The following is a 15,084-nucleotide window of genomic DNA, read 5'->3' on the forward strand; positions in this document are numbered from 1 at the left end:
GCGGGGAGGACAACGGCACACCGCGCGGGCGGTGCTCGTCAGGGAGTGCGGGGGCTGCGGGGGAGGTGTCAGCCCCGACAGCGGGCACGGCCCGGTGCGGTACACAGTGCGCTGCTCACGCGGAGCAGGTCGACGGCACGGTCGGCGGCGAACAGGTTCAGCAGGCTCGCGTACGGCTGTACGCAGCCCTGAGGGCGGCGTGCGGCCGTCCTGGGAGCTGCGTACATGGCGTCACCATCACTGTTCCGGCCCTGGTGGGCCTCGTGCTTACGAAAGGTGGGCAAAGTTAAGGCAGTTGCCGGTGGGAATGTCAACGCCGGTCCACCGAGTGGAACGGCTAGCGGGCGGCGTGGGCCGTCCAGTCCAGGATCTGGACAGCGGCTCCGGCTGCCTCCAGGCCCTGGCAGCGGGCGTGGTGGCGGCGGGCGATGCCGTCCAGGTCGAGGTGAGTGCCGAAGGCCGGGTGGGCGGCCAGCCGGCGGGCGTAGGCCCACAGGGTGGGATGGCCGGCGATCCGCTGGACGGCACCGGCGTCCAGGTGGTTGCGGTGCACGGTGTCGAGTTGGACCAGCGCGACCCACAACTCGACGTCGGCGGCCGTGATCTGGTCGCGGATCATGTACGTGCGCCCGACCAGCCACCGCTCCAGCGCACCGAGCGTCTCGAGCAGCGTCTCCAGCGCCTCCGCGCGCTCCGCCTCCGCACCGCCGGCCGATCCGGCGCGCTGCGCCGCGTCCTGGATGCCCTGCGCGCACATCCGCTCGACGGCCTCGATCTCCGACTCCGCGCCGCACGGGTAGGGCGAGGGGCGGTCGCCGCCGAAGCGGCGGGCGAGGTCGCGCATGATGTCCGGGGCGTGCGTGCTGACGATCCGCCCGGACCAGTCGTCGCTGAGCACGGGCGCGAGGGCCGGGCCGGTGTAGTGGTGCGCGCTCGCCTCGTACAGCGGGCGCAGGGCGCGGTGGCCGCCTTCTGGGGTGTCCGGGACGGCGGGCAGGAAGGTCGCCGGACAGACGGTGTCCAGGCCGAGCAGGCTGTGGACGACGGCGATGCGCAGGCCGTCGGGACACGCGGTCGACAGATGGAGGCGGTAGCGGCCCGGTACGGCGTAGTGGCCGCTGCGGGAGTCGCTGCCGATGCGGCCGCGGAAGGCGGGCGCGGACTGGGAGAAGGCGTGGGCGGCCAGCGGTGTGACGGACATGGGTCTCCCCGGGAGAGGGCGCGGACGTACGCGCGGCGGAAGCGACGTCGGGCGAACTCAGCCCTGGGGGCTGATCGCACTGCAGACCCGCTGCAGATCGATGTGACGGCGGGAGGTGAGGAGAGGCGGACGGATCACTCGGACGGTGACCGGCTCAAGGCGCCCCATGCGTTTCCCTACCTATTCACTAGGATTCTCCTCTGGAGTGTCGGTCCGGCTCGGAGTCACGTCAAGAGGGCCGTCCCGCAATGCGGACAGCGCGGTGGACACCCCTTCCTCCGTCGTCACCGCCGCATCGCCGGCCCCGGTGCAACCATTCGCCCCCCGTGTGGGTCTCCTGTGGGTGAACTGGCGTTACCGCGCTGTTCGTTCGTCCGTCGCCGATGCTTCACCCAGAGGACCCCACATGCCGCACAGCTCCCCCCGCCTCCGCCCGCTCCGCCAGACCGCCGGTGCACTCGGCGCCCTCGCGCTGATCGCACTGGGTGCCGCGCCGGCCGTCGCGGACGACGGCTCCGGAGCCGTGCTGACGCTGGGAGTCATCGACCCGATCACCGGGGTGAAGCCGGGCGGCGCGGTCGAGGTGCCCGCCACGTTCACCAACAGCGGCAGCGCCGCCATCGACAAGGTCTATCTGTCGTACTCCGTCACCCGTGGCCTCAGCCACACCGAACTGCCCTCCAACTGCCTTCGCTACGAGGTGGTCTCCTTCGACGAGGAGCCCAGCAAGTCCATCGCGGTGTGCGAGTTCGACCAGACGGTCAAGACCGGCGTCGTCTACGCGCCCGAGAAGCCGCTGACGCTCAAGGCCCAGGACCACGCCCTGTACGACAGGCTCCGCGTGACCGTCGACACCGACGACCCCGCCCCCGGCGACGGCGCCTCCGCGCCCGTGCGCGGCACGGCCCCCGCGGTGAAGCTGGCCGAGCAGCCCGACGCCACCGCGGCCCACCCCGGCCACGGGCCGCACCCGAGCTGGGACGCGCAGGACGTCAAGGTCACCGCCGACAACACCGCCGACTTCCAGGTGACGGGAGCCCGGCTGAAGGGCAAGGTCGGGGACACCGTCGCGCTGACGGTGAAGTTCACCAACGCCGGGCCGGGCTGGGTGCTGCGGGACGGCGACATCCCGGTCACCAAGGTCAGGATCAGGATGCCGGCCGGTACGACGGTGGCCAAGGCCCACGACTACTGCGACAAGGTGGCCACCGGAAGCTACGAGTGCGGCACCAGCGAGTCCTGGGAGGACGAGGGCAAGGGCGAGACCTACACCTTCAAGCTGAAGATCGACAAGGCGGTGCCGGGCGCCAAGGGCTCGGTGGCGCTCGCCGGCGCCTCCCGGCCGTTCGACAAGAACAAGGCGAACGACACGGCCGACATCGCGCTCGACGTCACCGGCAGCGGTGCCTCGACGGGCGGCTCGGGCTCGACGACGTCCACCGGGGGCAGCGGCACCGGTTCCACGGGCGGCTCCGGTTCCGCAGGCGGCTCCGGTTCCACCGGCGGCTCCACCTCCACCGGGGGCGGCTCGGCCACCGGCGGCACCTCCACCCTCTCCTCCGCGGGCGGCGGCGACCTGGCGAGCACCGGCTCCGGCGCGACCCTGCCCCTCGCGGGCGCGGCCGCGGCGGCCCTCGCCGTCGGCACCGGCGCCGTCGTGGTGGCACGCCACCGCCGCGCCGCCCGGCGGTAGGAAGCTAGCTCTTCTGCAGGGCGCGGCTCACACCCGCGATGACGGCCGTGGTCAGCACCCAGCCGAAGGCGATCAGCAGATAGGCCAGCCACTGGATGGTGCCGTTCGTCCAGTACCAGGTGGTGCGCTGGCCCAGACCGCCGATCGGGATCAACAGGTCGAGGGTGTAGACGAAGGGCTGGAACCGTGGCCCCTCCCCCGCCTGCACGCGGGTGGGGCTGTGCGCTGCGAACGTCACGGTGCCCAGCAGGGTCAGCAAGAGCAGCCAGACACCCGCCAGCCAGGGCCGGTAGCCGTAGCCCACGGTCACGTCCAGCAACCGCCCCCAGGCGCGGGCCGCGGGCCGCAGCGTGCGGCTCCGGTGGCGCTGCTTGGCCAGCAGCACCCGGCGGGCGTCGTCGTCGTGGCCGGCCGTGCGGTACCAGCTCGCCAACTGCTCGTACGGCTGCGGGCTGTAGCCGGGGCTGCGCCGTATCCACCGCAGGCGGTGCGCCACGGAGTCCGGCCACCCCACCGCCTCCCGTCGCTCGCCCGCCACGGCCACCTTGATGGAGCCGTAGACGAAGCCGTCCAGCTCCACCGTCCCCGGCCAGCTGTGCGCGTTGTCGTGGAGGTACGACACCTGCGCGCCCCGCAGGTCCACCGCCCGGGACGGCGGGCGGGCCAGAGTGAGGTCGAAGTCGACGGCCTGCATGAGCATGCACAGCAGGGCCGGGCCGTCACCGTCGGCCGGCCCGTTCAGGACGGCACCCTCGAAGGTCACCTTGTCCGAGACCCGGGTACCGCGCAGACGCACGGTGCCGTTCGCGGTGAAGCCGCGGGAGAACTCGAGGGTCGCGGCCACGGCGTTGTCCAGGGCGAGGGCGACCCCGCGCGGGCCGGGGCGCTCCAGCTGCGCGCCCTGCATGAACAGCCCGCCCGGCAACTGCGCGCCCAGCAGCCGGACTTCACCGTGTGCGACGAAACCGCCCCCGCAGAAGAGGCCGCCGTCCGTGACCAGGCCACCGGCCGACAGCGCCCACCCCTCGGGCGCGAGCAGCCGGGCCTTGTTGAGGTTCACTCCGCCGGTCACGTGCGCATGGGTGAGGGACAGGGCGCTGAGCTCCCGGTGGAAGGCGGAGACCGGGCCGGCCTCCACGGTCGACCCCAGCAGGTCGAGACGACCCTCGATGCGCGCCGACCCGGCTTCCAGACCGGGCACCCGGCTGCCGGTGATCGCGACGGTGCGGGTCTCGGCCCCGAAGAGGCTGACGTCCTGCTCGAACCAGCAGTCCTCGATCCAGAGGGGGTGGTCGATCCGCGCACCGGCCAGGTGGATCCGCCCGGTTATCCGGGCGCCCGCAAGCGCGAGTGCGCCCACCGCGCCGGGCTGCACGGAGTGCGCGCCCAGCAGCAGCGCGACGATCACTTCGGCCCGGACGGTCCGCCCGCGCCCCCACTGCCCGCCGCCGGCCACACGGTCGTCCTCGGCCGCACCGGACCGCAGATCCACGCGGCGTCCTTCTGGGAACGCGTCCCACAACTGGCGTTCCGGTGGCGTCAGTTCGTCGTATGACAGCACACGGACAGGGTAGTGATCCTTCCTCTCCGCCGGCCTGCTTCTCCACGGTCCCAGCGGGCCGCCTCAAACGTCATGCGGGCACGGTGATCGCCTCCTCGGCGACCTTGCCGTCCGTGGAGGCGCCCGAGGCGATGCCGTACGTCGGCTCCGGCACCGATGTCGGCTCCAGGAGTACCGAGCGTCGGCCGTCCACGCCCACCGGCACGTCACCGTCGATGGTGACGCGGCGCAGGGTGCGGGCGTGGTCGCCGGAGTCGTCGACGCCGTAGTGCTGGGTGGCCCGGTTGTCCCAGACGGCGACGTCGCCGGAGCGCCACTGCCAGCGGACGGTGTTCTCCGGGCGCTCGACGTGCGACTGGAGGACGCCGATGATCGCCCGCGAGTCCGGGCCGCGCAGGCCGACCAGACGCTTGACGAAGCTGCCCAGCACCAGGGTGCGTTCACCGGTCTCCGGGTGCACGCGCACCACCGGGTGGTCGGTGCGGAACTTGGTGGAGGTGAACACCTTGCGGTGCTGCTCCAGTTCGGTGGCGCGGGCCTCGGGGCGCGCCTCCGCGTAGTCGTAGTCGTTGGTGTGCTCGGCCCGCAGGTTGTCCGCCAACAGCTTGAGCGGGGCGGGGAGTTCGGCGTATGCGGCGGCCGTGTTGCCCCACAGCGTGTTGCCGCCGTACGGCGGGACGGCCTCGGCCCGCAGGATCGAGAAGGCGGGGTAGGCGGGCACGAACGTCACGTCGGAGTGCCACTGGTTGGCGCGGCCGCCGTGGTCGTTGTCGACGCCGAATGCGTACTTGCCGTCGACGGAGGGGACGGTGGGATGGGCGACGGGCTCGCCGAGGAGCCGGCCGAACGCCTCGTGACCGTCGGCGTCGAGATGGTGCTGGTCGCGGAAGAAGACGACCTTGTGCTCCAGGATCGCGGCACGGATCGCCGCCACCACGGGCTCGGGGAGGTCGCCGCCGAGGCGGACACCGGAGACGACGGCGCCGATGCGGCCGCCGACCTTCTCGACGGTGACGGTCGCGGCCGGTGCGGTGGAGGTCATGGGAGGGCCCTTCGCGAGGTGACGGCGGTTGGTTGCTTCCTGAGCGGAAGGAAGTCCCGGCAGGTGGGGGCCGCCCGGGGAGGATGGGGGTGGTGTTCCTCAACGAGCTTGGGCGGGCCGCCGCACGGCGGTCAACACTCCCCCGGTCCGTTTCACGACCCTGCAACACGCCCGCCATGCCTGCCGTGGTCCCGGCCACTCCCGGTCGCCAAACGTGCTGGGGACACGGCATGTTGGACCTGTCACCTCCCGCAGAGCGGAACCCGCGAGAACGAGAAGGCCTGCCATGTCGACGACCGTTCCCCCCGCCGCGCGCACCTCGGGCGACGGCCGCCGGGAGGCCAACGCCGCGTCGGTGCTGCGGGCCGTGCTCGACCACGGTCCGGTGGCCCGCAGCGGCATAGCCCGGCTGTCCGGGCTGAGTCCGGCGGCCGTCTCGCGGCAGTGCACCGACCTGACCCGCCTCGGCCTGGTGTGCGAGGTGCCGGAGCTGGTCGCGGCCGGCGGCGTGGGCCGGCCGCAGATCCCGGTGGACCTGCGGACCGGCGGTGCGGGCGGGCCGCTGGTCGCCGGCGTGCACATCGGGGTGCCCGGCGCCGACTTCGGTCTGACGGATCTGCGCGGCACGGTCGTGGCCCGGCAGCAGCTCCAGCACGACGGGACACCGACCGCCGACCTGCCCGACCGCATGGGCCGCGCGCTGGCGCGCTTCATCGCCGAGCGCACCCCGGCCGGCGCCAGGGTCCTGGGGGCGGGTGCGGCGATCGGCGGCTGGGTGGCACCGGACACCGGCACGGTCGTACGGCACGACGCGCTCGGCTGGCACCAGCGCCCGCTGGCGGCCGTGCTGCGCCGGCACACCGGCCTGCCCGTGCGGGTGGACAACCATGCCCGCGCCGTCGCCCAGTCGGAGCTGCTGTTCGGCCGGCCCGAGGCTCGGCGCTCCCTGCTGCACCTGTTCGTGGGCAACGTGGTGGACGCGGCCCTGTCCATCGCCGGCGTGGTGCACAGCGGGCCGCGTTCGGGTGCCGGGGACGTGGCGCATCTGCCGGTGCCGGACAGCCGGGTGGCCTGTCCGTGCGGTCGTGGCGGCTGTCTGGAGGCGACCGTGTCCGACACCCGGCTCACCCGGCGCGCGGTGGAGCGCGGCGTCATCCCCGAGCCCCACCTCGGTCTGCTGGTGGACGCGGCGACGGCCGGCGACCGGCGGGCCGACGCACTGCTGCGGGAGCGCGCGCAGGCGGTGGGCCGGGCGACGGGGCTGCTGCTCGACGTGCTCAACCCGGATCTCGTGGTGATCACCGAGACGTCGAGCACGCTCCAGCCGGAGTACCTGGAGGAGATCCGTAGGGCCGCGATCAGCCACGCACACGTCTGCGACGACCCCGACCGGATCCAGATCCCGCACGCCGGCCCGGCGATCCTGGTCGTGGCAGCCGCCACGATCGTCCTGAACCCGCTGTTCAAGAGCCCCCTACAGGCCTTCGCCGACACGACCGCAGCGCTGTCGTCGACCTGACACGGGCCGTGCCGTGGGCGTCTGCGCGACGGCCGCCCGGGGCAACCACACCCACCCGTCGCTGGTCCTGCGTCCGCGGACCGCGCCGCCGGTGGAGTAATTGCCGTTCGCCCTGGTCGGCCGTGCGACGCTGGTGTCGGGACCGGCTCAGGAGGCGGCGATGACGGGAGACAGGGAAGGGAGACAGCCGAGGCAGCCGGACCTTCGCGACCTGCAGGTGCGCCTGCGTTCCGAGGTGGGCCGCATCGACGAGCAACTGCGTGCCCTGCTGTCCACCATGGACCGGTTGCAGGGCCTGCTGGACGCGGTGATGGCCATCAGCCGCGAGGTGGAACTGCCCGCGGTCCTGGACCGCATCGTGACCACCGCCATGGACCTGGTCGGCGCCCGCTACGGGGCCCTGGGCGTCCTGAACGAGTCCGGGGAGGGGCTGGAGCAGTTCATCTCGGCCGGCCTGTCCGAGCAGGAACGCCACGCCCTGGCCGAGACCGGTCTGCCCCGGGGTCGGGGCGTCCTCGGCCACCTGATCCGCTACCCCGAGCCGCTGCGGGTCGACGACATCCCGGCCCATCCGTCCTCCGCCGGGTTCCCGCCCCACCACCCGCGCCTGCGCTCCCTGCTCGGCGTCGCCATCAGTGTGCGCGGCGAGATCTACGGCGACCTCTACCTCTCCGAGCGGCGCGACGGGCAGCCCTTCGACGTGTACGACGAGAACGTCGTCCTCGCCCTGGCCGGCGCCGCCGGCATCGCGATCGAGAACGTCCGCCTCTTCGAACGGATCCGGGTCGGAGCCGAGCAGTTCCAGCGGCTTCTGCTGCCCACCCTGCCCGATCTGGGGCCGTTCACCGCCGCCGCCATCTACCGGCCCGCCGCCGAGCCCAGCCAGCTCGGCGGGGACTGGTACGACGCCATCCCGCTGCCCGACGACGTGGTGGCCGTCGTCATCGGCGACGTGGTCGGCCACGATCTGCATGCCGCGGCCGCCATGGCCTCCACCCGCAACATGCTGCGCGCGCTCCTGTTCGACCAGCGCCATTCGCCCGGCGCGATCCTCGCCCAGCTCGACCGGACCCTGGAGGCCCTCACCAACAACCCCGTCACGACCACCCTCCTGGCCCGCATCGAACCCGAGGGACCGGGCCGGCGCCTGCGCTGGAGCAGCGCGGGCCATGTCCCGCCCCTGCTGATCACCCCTGATGGCGAGGCGGAATACCTGCTCGTCGAGCCCGGGCTGCCGCTCGGCGTCGACACCGCGCAGGCCCGGCCCGACCACTCCCGTCTCCTGCCCCCGGCTGCCACCGTGGTCTTCTTCACCGACGGGCTGGTCGAACATCCCGACCACCCCATCGACGAGAGCCTGAACGAACTCGCCGAACTAGCCGCGGCCCATGTCACCCTGCCCCTGCCGTTGTTCGTCCAGGCACTGGCCGATCACCACCCCAGTGACGGTCACGACGACATGGCCGTCCTCGCCCTGCGCGCCCTGCCGACGTGACCGGCATCGCCGAGCCGTGGGTCGGCACCGTGGAGGATCTGCGGGATCGGGCGGATGATGGGTGCGGGCCGATGTCGACACGGAGGTCGCCCGATGGCTGTCGCGCGGCATGAACGACTCCGGCACAGCGGCTTGGTCGCCCTGGAGATCTGTGTCATTGCCGTGCTGTATTTCGCCTCGGCCAAGGTGGGGCTGCTCCAGCAGCTCGTACGCGGCCAGGTCACCCCGCTGTGGCCGCCCAGCGGTATCGCGGTGGCGAGCCTGCTCCTGCGCGGCCCGCGGGTCTGGCCCGGGATCGCCCTCGGCGCGTTCCTGGTCAACGTGTCGCTGGGGCCGTCCCTGCCGGCCGTGCTCGCCATCGTGGCGGGCAACACCCTCGCGCCCGTCTGCTCCTACGTACTGCTGCGCCGCGCGGGCTTCCGCAACGCCCTGGACCGCTTGCGGGACGCCCTGGCCCTGATCTTTCTCGGCGCGTTCACCGGCATGCTGGTCAGCTCCACGACCGGCAGCGCGACCCTGGCCCTCGCCGGAGTGCTGGGCGCAGGTGACTTCTGGCCGACGTGGTCGGTCTGGTGGACCGGTGACGCGATGGGCGTCCTGGTGGTGACGCCGGTTCTGCTCGTCCTGCGCTCGGTGCACCGGCCGAAGGACTGGCTGCCGTCCCGCTGGGTGGAGGGACTGCTGCTGGTCGCCGCCACGGTCTGTGTCGGATTCCTCGAGATCAGCCGTGCGCCGCTGCTGTTCCTCGGCATCCCGCTGCTGATCTGGGCGGGTTTCCGCTTCCAGCTGGCCGGGGTCGCGCCCTGCGCGCTGGCCGTGTCGACCTTCGCGATCATCGCCGCCGCCCGGGGATCGGGCCCGTTCCACGGTCACGACCTGCTCACGAACATGATCACCCTGCAGGCCTTCAACGGCTCCGCCGCACTGACCGCGCTGATGCTCGGAGCGGTGGTCAGCGAGCGGAACCAGACCCAGCAGGAGATCGCCCGGGCCTGCGGACAGCTCGCCGACATGGTGGCCAGGATGGCCACCGGGGACCTCCGCCCCACCCTTCCCCACCGGCAGAACGAGAGGGAGGAGCAGGGCGGACAGGCCCCCGGACGGCTGTGACCCGCCGGTCAGTGCAGGTCGGCGCGGGCGGGACTGTCATCCAGGGCGACACCGCCTGCCACGACGCTGCCCGCGACGGCACTGTCGTCCACCGCACTGTCGTCGAGGAACCCGCCCGACTGGTGCTGCCACAGCTTCGCGTAGGCGCCCTCCGCCGCGAGCAGTTCCTGGTGCGTGCCCTGCTCGACGATCCGACCGCGGTCGAGGACGACGAGCCGGTCCATGCCGGCGACCGTGCTCAGCCGGTGCGCCACCACGAGTGCCGTCCGCCCCTCCATGAGCCGCCACAGCGCCTCCTGCACGAGGACCTCGCTCTCGGAGTCCAGCGCGCTGGTCGCCTCGTCGAGCAGCAGGATCGGCGCGTCCCGCAGGATCGCCCGGGCCAGGGCGACCCGCTGGCGCTGTCCGCCGGACAGCTTGACACCGCGCTCGCCGACCATGGTGTCGAAGCCGTCCGGCAGCGTGTCGGCGAACTCGGTGACGTGCGCCGCCTCGGCCGCGCGGCGGATCTCGGCATCGGTGGCGTCCGGCCGGGCGAAGGCGATGTTCTCCTTCAGCGTGCGGTGGAACATCGCCGGGTCCTGCGGCACGTAGGCGATCAGTCCGCGCAGGTCCGCCTGGCGCATCCGGCTGATGTCCTGACCGCCGACCAGGATCCGGCCGCCGTCGATGTCCATCATCCGCAGCAGCAGCCGGGACAGGGTGGTCTTGCCGCCGCCCGAGCGGCCGACGAGACCGATCTTCGTGCCGCTGGACACGGCCAGGTCGAGGCCCTGGAAGAGCGGGTCCCCACCCCCGTGGGCGAAGGTCACCCGCTCGAAGCGGACGTCGGCGGGAGCCGGCAGCAGCGGCTCCGGCGACACCGGGTCGAGCACGGTCGGCGGTACCAGCAGCAGCTCGGTGAACTGTGCGGCCTCCGTCATCGAGCTCTCCAGGCGGCGGTAGATCTGGTTGAACTCGAACATGATCTTCGTGGCGTTGCTGTAGTACGTGAAGGCGACCACGACCGCCTCCACCCCGTGCTCGCCCCCGCCGAGCGCGACCGCGAGCAGCAGGCCCAGCACATTGGTCAGTACGGACATCGGCGCGACCAGCGTGTCGATGCGCAGGTTGCCGTAGTCCCACGACCTCAGCGTGAGCCGTCGTGAGTGGGCGACACGGGTGCGGTGCTCTGCGGCCTCGCGGCGCTCCGCGGCGAACGCCCGGACCGTGTCCATGTTCATCAGGCTGTCGGCGACATGCCCCGACACCCGGGCGATCGCCTCCTCCCGCTGGTCGACGAGCCGCTGGCGGCGCCGGATGAGCGGGGCCACGCACAGCGCCGTCACCGCGATCATCACCAACAGGCCGACGACGAGCAGCGGTTCGTAGCGCCACAGCACCACCGACCCGAACACCAGTGGCACGAGGCTGCCCAGGACGTTGAACGTCAGTGTGTCGGCGAACTCCTCGAAGCGGGAGGCGAAGCTCAGCACCCGCTTGGTGAGCGCCCCGGCGAAGTTGTCGTGGAAGAAGGCGGCGTCCTTGGCGAACAGCTCGTCCATGCCGAGCACGTACAGGTGCTCGATACCGAGCGCGTCGAGGCGGTTCAGGCAGTGCAGACCGATCCGCCACAGCACCTCCGCCAGCAGCAGGACTCCGGCGAAGGCGAGGACGTACGGCAGTGTCGAACCGATGCCGACACCGGCGTTCCGGGCGATCCGGCCGACCAGCTTGGCGACGACCAGTGGCGCGATGTAGTTGATTCCGATGTTGCCGAGTGCCGGGAGCAGCATGCCGGGCACGGCCCACTGCCGTAGCCGGCCCAACTCCCGTCCGTAGTAACGAAGCGCGAGGAGCACGGAGCCCCTGCGCGGAGACACCTTGCTTGCTTGAGGTGATCCCATCCCGATCCCGTGTGGTTGTCCGGCGGGATGGGAGTGTCCCGCGACGGCACCCACGGCGTCCAAGCGTTTTTTGGGCTGATGGGGCCTTCGTCCCATGTGTCACCGGGGATCCGTGGGCGGCAGCCCGTCACCTCAACGGTCATCCCCTCCTCGGAGCATCGAGGTGCCGGGGCCGGGGAGGCATCGTGCCGTCCCTGGCCCCGGCGTTTCAGTTCTCCAGGCGCCAGTGCTGGTTCGCGCCGCCCGTGCAACTCCACAGCTGGGTCTTCGTCCCGTTGGCGGTGCCCTGGCCCGCGGCGTCCAGGCAGAGCCCCGACTGCACTGCTGTGATCGTGCCGTCGGTGTTCACGTTCCACTGCTGGTCCGCCTGCCCGTTGCAGTCCCAGATCGCGGCCGCGGTGCCGTTGCCCGCCGACTGGCCGACGCCCAGGCACTTGTTGCCGTAGACGACCAGCTGCTTTCCGGCGGTGTAGGTCCACCGTTGGTTGGAGCCGCCGTTGCAGTCCCACAGTTGTGCCTGGGTGCCGTTGGCCGTGGTGGAGTTGTTGATGTCGAGGCAGCGTCCCGACTGCTGGCCGACGATCTTCTGGTTGCCGGAGGGCGGCGGAGGCGGGGGCGTGCTCGAACCGAACTGCGTGAAGAACTGCCACACCGCCGCCGAGGTCCAGGTGCGCCAGCCGTCACCGGTGGAACCGTCGATGGGACCGGGGTCGTGGCCCGCCCCGTCGAACGCGGCCCACACGACGGGGTATCCGGACCTGCACCCGGAGTAGGTGGTGATGATGTGCGTCAGGCTTCCGTTGGCCGGCTCGGGCGGGTTCTGCGGGGTGCAGCCGTTGGCCCGGACGAAGGTGTCACGCAGTTCCCGTCCCAGCGAGATGGGCAGCACATTGTCCCTGAGGCCGTGCAGACCCATGTAGGCGATCGGCTGGGTGCCGCCGTTGCACCCGCTGAGGTTCGCGCCGGAGTAGACGGCTACCGCGCGGAAGACCGTCGCCCGGGAGCAGGCGAGGGCGTACGACATCGCGCCGCCGTAGCTGAAGCCGGCGGAGAACAGCTGGGTGGTGTCGACGCACAGGCCCGACTCGATCTGGTTGACGAGGGCGTCGACGAAGGCCACGTCCTGGCCGCCGGGGTTGGCCCAGCCGTTGCCGTTGCCCTGCGGGGCGACGAAGATCGTGCCGTTGTTCGCGTTGTCCGCCAGGCGCCTGAGGCCGTAGTAGGACCAGTTGTATCCGTCGGTCCCGCCCGAGTCGACGTCGTTCGCTGTGCCGCCGCGCCAGTGGAAGCCGAAGACCAGCCGGTAGGGGTGGTTGTTGTCGTAGCCGGCGGGGACCCGCAGGATGTAACTGCGGTTCTGGCCGCCGCTCTGGATCGTGTGGTTGCCACTGGTCAGCGCCGGGGCCTTGCCGCAGCCGGTGCTCGCCGCCGCGGCGGCGGTCCTCGTGGCCGACGCGGGTGTCCTGAGGCCGCTGCCGAACGAGGCGCCCGCGGTTGTCAGCACGAGGAGCAGGGCGGCCGCCAGGGACATTAAGAGCGGTTTGCGTTTCATGCGCACCTTCTTCCATGGTCGGATTCAGACGGCGGTGATGGTCCATTCGTTGTTGGTGCTGGAGTTCGGCGTCCACAGCACCGTGGTCGAGCCGTTCGTGGTGCTGCCGCTGCCGTCGAGGGCGGTGCCGGTGCCACGGTTGACGATCTGGTAGCGGTTGTTGCCGAGGCTGCTGAGCGACCACTGCTGGTTGTTGCCGCCGTTCCAGGCCTCCTGGCGGGCGGGAGCGCCGTTGGCGGTGTTGCCCCAGCTGTCGGCGGCCATGCCGTTGGTGCGGTTCATGATCCGGTAGTAGCCGTTGCCGAGGTCGATCAGCTGCCACTGCAGGTTGGTGCTGCCGTCGTAGTTCCACTGCTTGAGGTTGGATCCCGCGGCGACGTTGCCTCCGCTGTCCAGCACCAGCCCGCTGGTGACATTGGCGATCTTCACCCAGGTCGTGGAGCCGCCCGGCGCGCCCAGGACGGGGATCTCACCGGAGAAGGTGAACTTGACCGTGTACGCAAGGGCGTTGAACGGCGGGTTGGCCGAGGGCATGGTGAGGTGCAGGCCGGAGGCGTCCTGTGTGGGTGCGGGCAGGTCGATGTAGGTGCCGGCGGTGTTGCCCAGCAGTTTGGCGCCGGTCAGGCTGCTGAGGTTGATCTGGTTCGAGTTCAGCGTCGTGATGGTCATCGTGCCGCCCTGCCAGCCCAGGGCGGTGGCGTAGAGCACCTTGTTGTCCCGGCTGCGCGTGAACCGGACGTCCTGCGGTTTGCCGGCCACCGGTCCGCTGAACGAGCCGCCGCCCATCTTGGTGGGGCCCTCGCCGTAACTGGCCCAGGAGCGGGTGCCGTAGACGGCCTCTCCGAAGCGGCCGAGCCAGTCGCCCATGGCGAGCAGGATCGACTGCTGCCCGGAGGGGATGGTGCCGTCGGCCATCGGGGCGATGTTCAGCAGCATGGTGCCGCCCTTGCTGACCCGGTCGATCAGCGAGTGCAGCAGGGCCTGCGTCGAGTAGTAGCCGATGCCGACCGTGTAGCACCAGCTGGAGGAGGAGATGCTGTCGTCGGTCAGCCAGTAGGGGGTGAGCAGTCCTGCGGGGCCGCCGCGCTCGAAGTCGAAGACCTCACCCTTGTTGTCGAGGCCGTCCTTGTAGGTCGCGACCACGTCCTTGTTCCACGCGACGGCCTGGTTGTAGTAGTGCGCGAGGAACTGGAGCCGGTAGGACTCCTGCACCAGGTTCAGGTCGAAGTCCTGCCAGACCAGGTCCGGCTGGTAGCCGTCGATGACCTCGGCCAGCTTGTCGTACCAGAGCTTGTTCTCCGCGGCCGAGCCCTGCTGGCCGTAGAGGATGCGCAGCGTCGGGTCCGACTGGTTCGGCACATGGTCGTAGAAGCCGTTGAAGTGGTAGGCGTGGTGCAGCGAGGCCATGAACTTCAGCCCCTGCCCGCGGATGGCCTGCGCGTGCAGCCCCACGAGGTCGATCCGGGGGCCGTGCTGGACCGAGTTCCACGGGTTGGCGCGGCTGTTCCACATGGAGAAGCCGTCGTGGTGCTCGGCGACCGGGCCGGCGAATCTGGCGCCCGCGGCCTTGAACAGCCGTGCCCAGGCGTCCGGGTCCCAGTTGCCGCCCTGGGAGGCGAGTTTGGGGGCGAACTGCACCTGGTTGCCGGCCTTGTCGCGGGCACCGTCGATGAAGTTGTGGTACGGCCAGGCCGAGGGGTCGCCGTAGGTGGCGATGTGGTGCTGGTTCTCGGCCGAGCCGCCGATGTACATGTTGCGCGGATACCACTCGTTCCCGAAGGCGGGGACGCTGAAGACGCCCCAGTGGTAGTAGATGCCGAACTTGGCGTCCTGGAACCAGGCCGGGGCCGGCGGGTGCTGGTCCACGGAGGACCAGCTCGGGGTGTAGCTCGCGGGGCCGTCGGTCGCGGCGGCCTCGGGGGCGAACCGCAGCAGGCCGAAGGCCGTGGCCGCGCCGGCCGCCGCCAGCAGCCGGCGCCGGCTGAGCGGCAGGGGGGAGGAGGACATGGATGGGTGCCTCTCGGG

The 15,084-nt window shown here is 71.5% G+C and carries 12 protein-coding genes; 4 read left to right on the plus strand and 8 right to left on the minus strand.

Annotation, left to right across the window (positions count from 1 at the left end):
- Nucleotides 1–68: 68 nt before the first annotated feature.
- The 3 genes from ACWC1K_RS04220 to ACWC1K_RS04230 form a co-directional block, all read right to left on the minus strand.
- Nucleotides 69–227 (minus strand): hypothetical protein, encoded by a 159-nt coding sequence (locus ACWC1K_RS04220; protein WP_450828717.1) that lies wholly within the window; start codon nucleotides 225–227, stop codon nucleotides 69–71.
- Nucleotides 228–337: 110 nt separating this feature from the next.
- Nucleotides 338–1,201 (minus strand): glutathione S-transferase C-terminal domain-containing protein, encoded by an 864-nt coding sequence (locus ACWC1K_RS04225; protein WP_450828718.1) that lies wholly within the window; start codon nucleotides 1,199–1,201, stop codon nucleotides 338–340.
- A gap of 57 nt (nucleotides 1,202–1,258) precedes the next feature.
- The gene (locus tag ACWC1K_RS04230) at nucleotides 1,259–1,369 is read right to left on the minus strand and encodes a putative leader peptide (protein WP_389088082.1); all 111 of its coding nucleotides are present in this window, start codon (nucleotides 1,367–1,369) and stop codon (nucleotides 1,259–1,261) included.
- Nucleotides 1,370–1,607: 238 nt separating this feature from the next.
- Between ACWC1K_RS04230 and ACWC1K_RS04235 the strand changes: the two genes are divergently transcribed.
- The gene (locus ACWC1K_RS04235) at nucleotides 1,608–2,894 is read left to right on the plus strand and encodes a hypothetical protein (protein ID WP_450828719.1); all 1,287 of its coding nucleotides are present in this window, start codon (nucleotides 1,608–1,610) and stop codon (nucleotides 2,892–2,894) included.
- A 4-nt stretch (nucleotides 2,895–2,898) separates the two neighbouring features.
- Here the strand turns inward: ACWC1K_RS04235 and ACWC1K_RS04240 are convergent, their stop codons facing one another.
- Nucleotides 2,899–4,455 (minus strand): oxidoreductase, encoded by a 1,557-nt coding sequence (locus ACWC1K_RS04240; protein ID WP_450828720.1) that lies wholly within the window; start codon nucleotides 4,453–4,455, stop codon nucleotides 2,899–2,901.
- A 70-nt stretch (nucleotides 4,456–4,525) separates the two neighbouring features.
- A complete protein-coding gene (locus ACWC1K_RS04245; protein WP_450828721.1) occupies nucleotides 4,526–5,497 on the minus strand; it encodes a TauD/TfdA dioxygenase family protein in 972 nt (323 codons plus the stop codon).
- 286 nt (nucleotides 5,498–5,783) lie between these two features.
- Here ACWC1K_RS04245 and ACWC1K_RS04250 point away from each other — a divergent pair, with 286 nt between their 5' ends.
- From ACWC1K_RS04250 to ACWC1K_RS04260, 3 genes are all read left to right on the plus strand, one after another.
- The gene (locus ACWC1K_RS04250) at nucleotides 5,784–7,016 is read left to right on the plus strand and encodes an ROK family protein (protein WP_450828722.1); all 1,233 of its coding nucleotides are present in this window, start codon (nucleotides 5,784–5,786) and stop codon (nucleotides 7,014–7,016) included.
- A 160-nt stretch (nucleotides 7,017–7,176) separates the two neighbouring features.
- The gene (locus ACWC1K_RS04255) at nucleotides 7,177–8,511 is read left to right on the plus strand and encodes a PP2C family protein-serine/threonine phosphatase (RefSeq protein WP_450828723.1); all 1,335 of its coding nucleotides are present in this window, start codon (nucleotides 7,177–7,179) and stop codon (nucleotides 8,509–8,511) included.
- 93 nt (nucleotides 8,512–8,604) lie between these two features.
- On the plus strand, nucleotides 8,605–9,621 hold the full coding sequence (locus ACWC1K_RS04260) for an MASE1 domain-containing protein (protein ID WP_450828724.1): 1,017 nt from the start codon (nucleotides 8,605–8,607) through the stop codon (nucleotides 9,619–9,621).
- An 8-nt stretch (nucleotides 9,622–9,629) separates the two neighbouring features.
- Here ACWC1K_RS04260 and ACWC1K_RS04265 read toward each other — a convergent pair whose 3' ends face one another.
- From ACWC1K_RS04265 to ACWC1K_RS04275, 3 genes are all read right to left on the minus strand, one after another.
- Nucleotides 9,630–11,507 carry an ABC transporter ATP-binding protein gene (locus ACWC1K_RS04265; RefSeq protein WP_450828725.1) on the minus strand — a complete coding sequence of 626 codons (1,878 nt, stop codon included), beginning with the start codon at nucleotides 11,505–11,507 and terminating at the stop codon, nucleotides 9,630–9,632.
- Nucleotides 11,508–11,715: 208 nt separating this feature from the next.
- A complete protein-coding gene (locus tag ACWC1K_RS04270) occupies nucleotides 11,716–13,038 on the minus strand; it encodes a ricin-type beta-trefoil lectin domain protein (RefSeq protein WP_450828726.1) in 1,323 nt (440 codons plus the stop codon).
- A gap of 45 nt (nucleotides 13,039–13,083) precedes the next feature.
- Complete coding sequence (locus ACWC1K_RS04275) at nucleotides 13,084–15,066, minus strand: alpha-L-fucosidase (RefSeq protein WP_450828727.1); 1,983 nt, start codon at nucleotides 15,064–15,066, stop codon at nucleotides 13,084–13,086.
- Nucleotides 15,067–15,084: the final 18 nt, after the last annotated feature.

The sequence above is a fragment of the Streptomyces sp. NPDC001492 genome, from assembly GCF_053597275.1.

Excerpts from the sequence above, each read along its gene's own strand:
- ACWC1K_RS04265 (WP_450828725.1), bottom strand. The coding sequence starts at position 11,507 with ATGGGATCACCTCAAGCAAGCAAGGTGTCTCCGCGCAGGGGCTCCGTG.
- ACWC1K_RS04235 (WP_450828719.1), top strand. The coding sequence starts at position 1,608 with ATGCCGCACAGCTCCCCCCGCCTCCGCCCGCTCCGCCAGACCGCCGGT.
- ACWC1K_RS04230 (WP_389088082.1), bottom strand. The coding sequence starts at position 1,369 with ATGGGGCGCCTTGAGCCGGTCACCGTCCGAGTGATCCGTCCGCCTCTC.
- ACWC1K_RS04225 (WP_450828718.1), bottom strand. The coding sequence starts at position 1,201 with ATGTCCGTCACACCGCTGGCCGCCCACGCCTTCTCCCAGTCCGCGCCC.
- ACWC1K_RS04250 (WP_450828722.1), top strand. The coding sequence starts at position 5,784 with ATGTCGACGACCGTTCCCCCCGCCGCGCGCACCTCGGGCGACGGCCGC.
- ACWC1K_RS04255 (WP_450828723.1), top strand. The coding sequence starts at position 7,177 with ATGACGGGAGACAGGGAAGGGAGACAGCCGAGGCAGCCGGACCTTCGC.
- ACWC1K_RS04220 (WP_450828717.1), bottom strand. The coding sequence starts at position 227 with ATGTACGCAGCTCCCAGGACGGCCGCACGCCGCCCTCAGGGCTGCGTA.
- ACWC1K_RS04245 (WP_450828721.1), bottom strand. The coding sequence starts at position 5,497 with ATGACCTCCACCGCACCGGCCGCGACCGTCACCGTCGAGAAGGTCGGC.
- ACWC1K_RS04275 (WP_450828727.1), bottom strand. The coding sequence starts at position 15,066 with ATGTCCTCCTCCCCCCTGCCGCTCAGCCGGCGCCGGCTGCTGGCGGCG.
- ACWC1K_RS04270 (WP_450828726.1), bottom strand. The coding sequence starts at position 13,038 with ATGTCCCTGGCGGCCGCCCTGCTCCTCGTGCTGACAACCGCGGGCGCC.
- ACWC1K_RS04260 (WP_450828724.1), top strand. The coding sequence starts at position 8,605 with ATGGCTGTCGCGCGGCATGAACGACTCCGGCACAGCGGCTTGGTCGCC.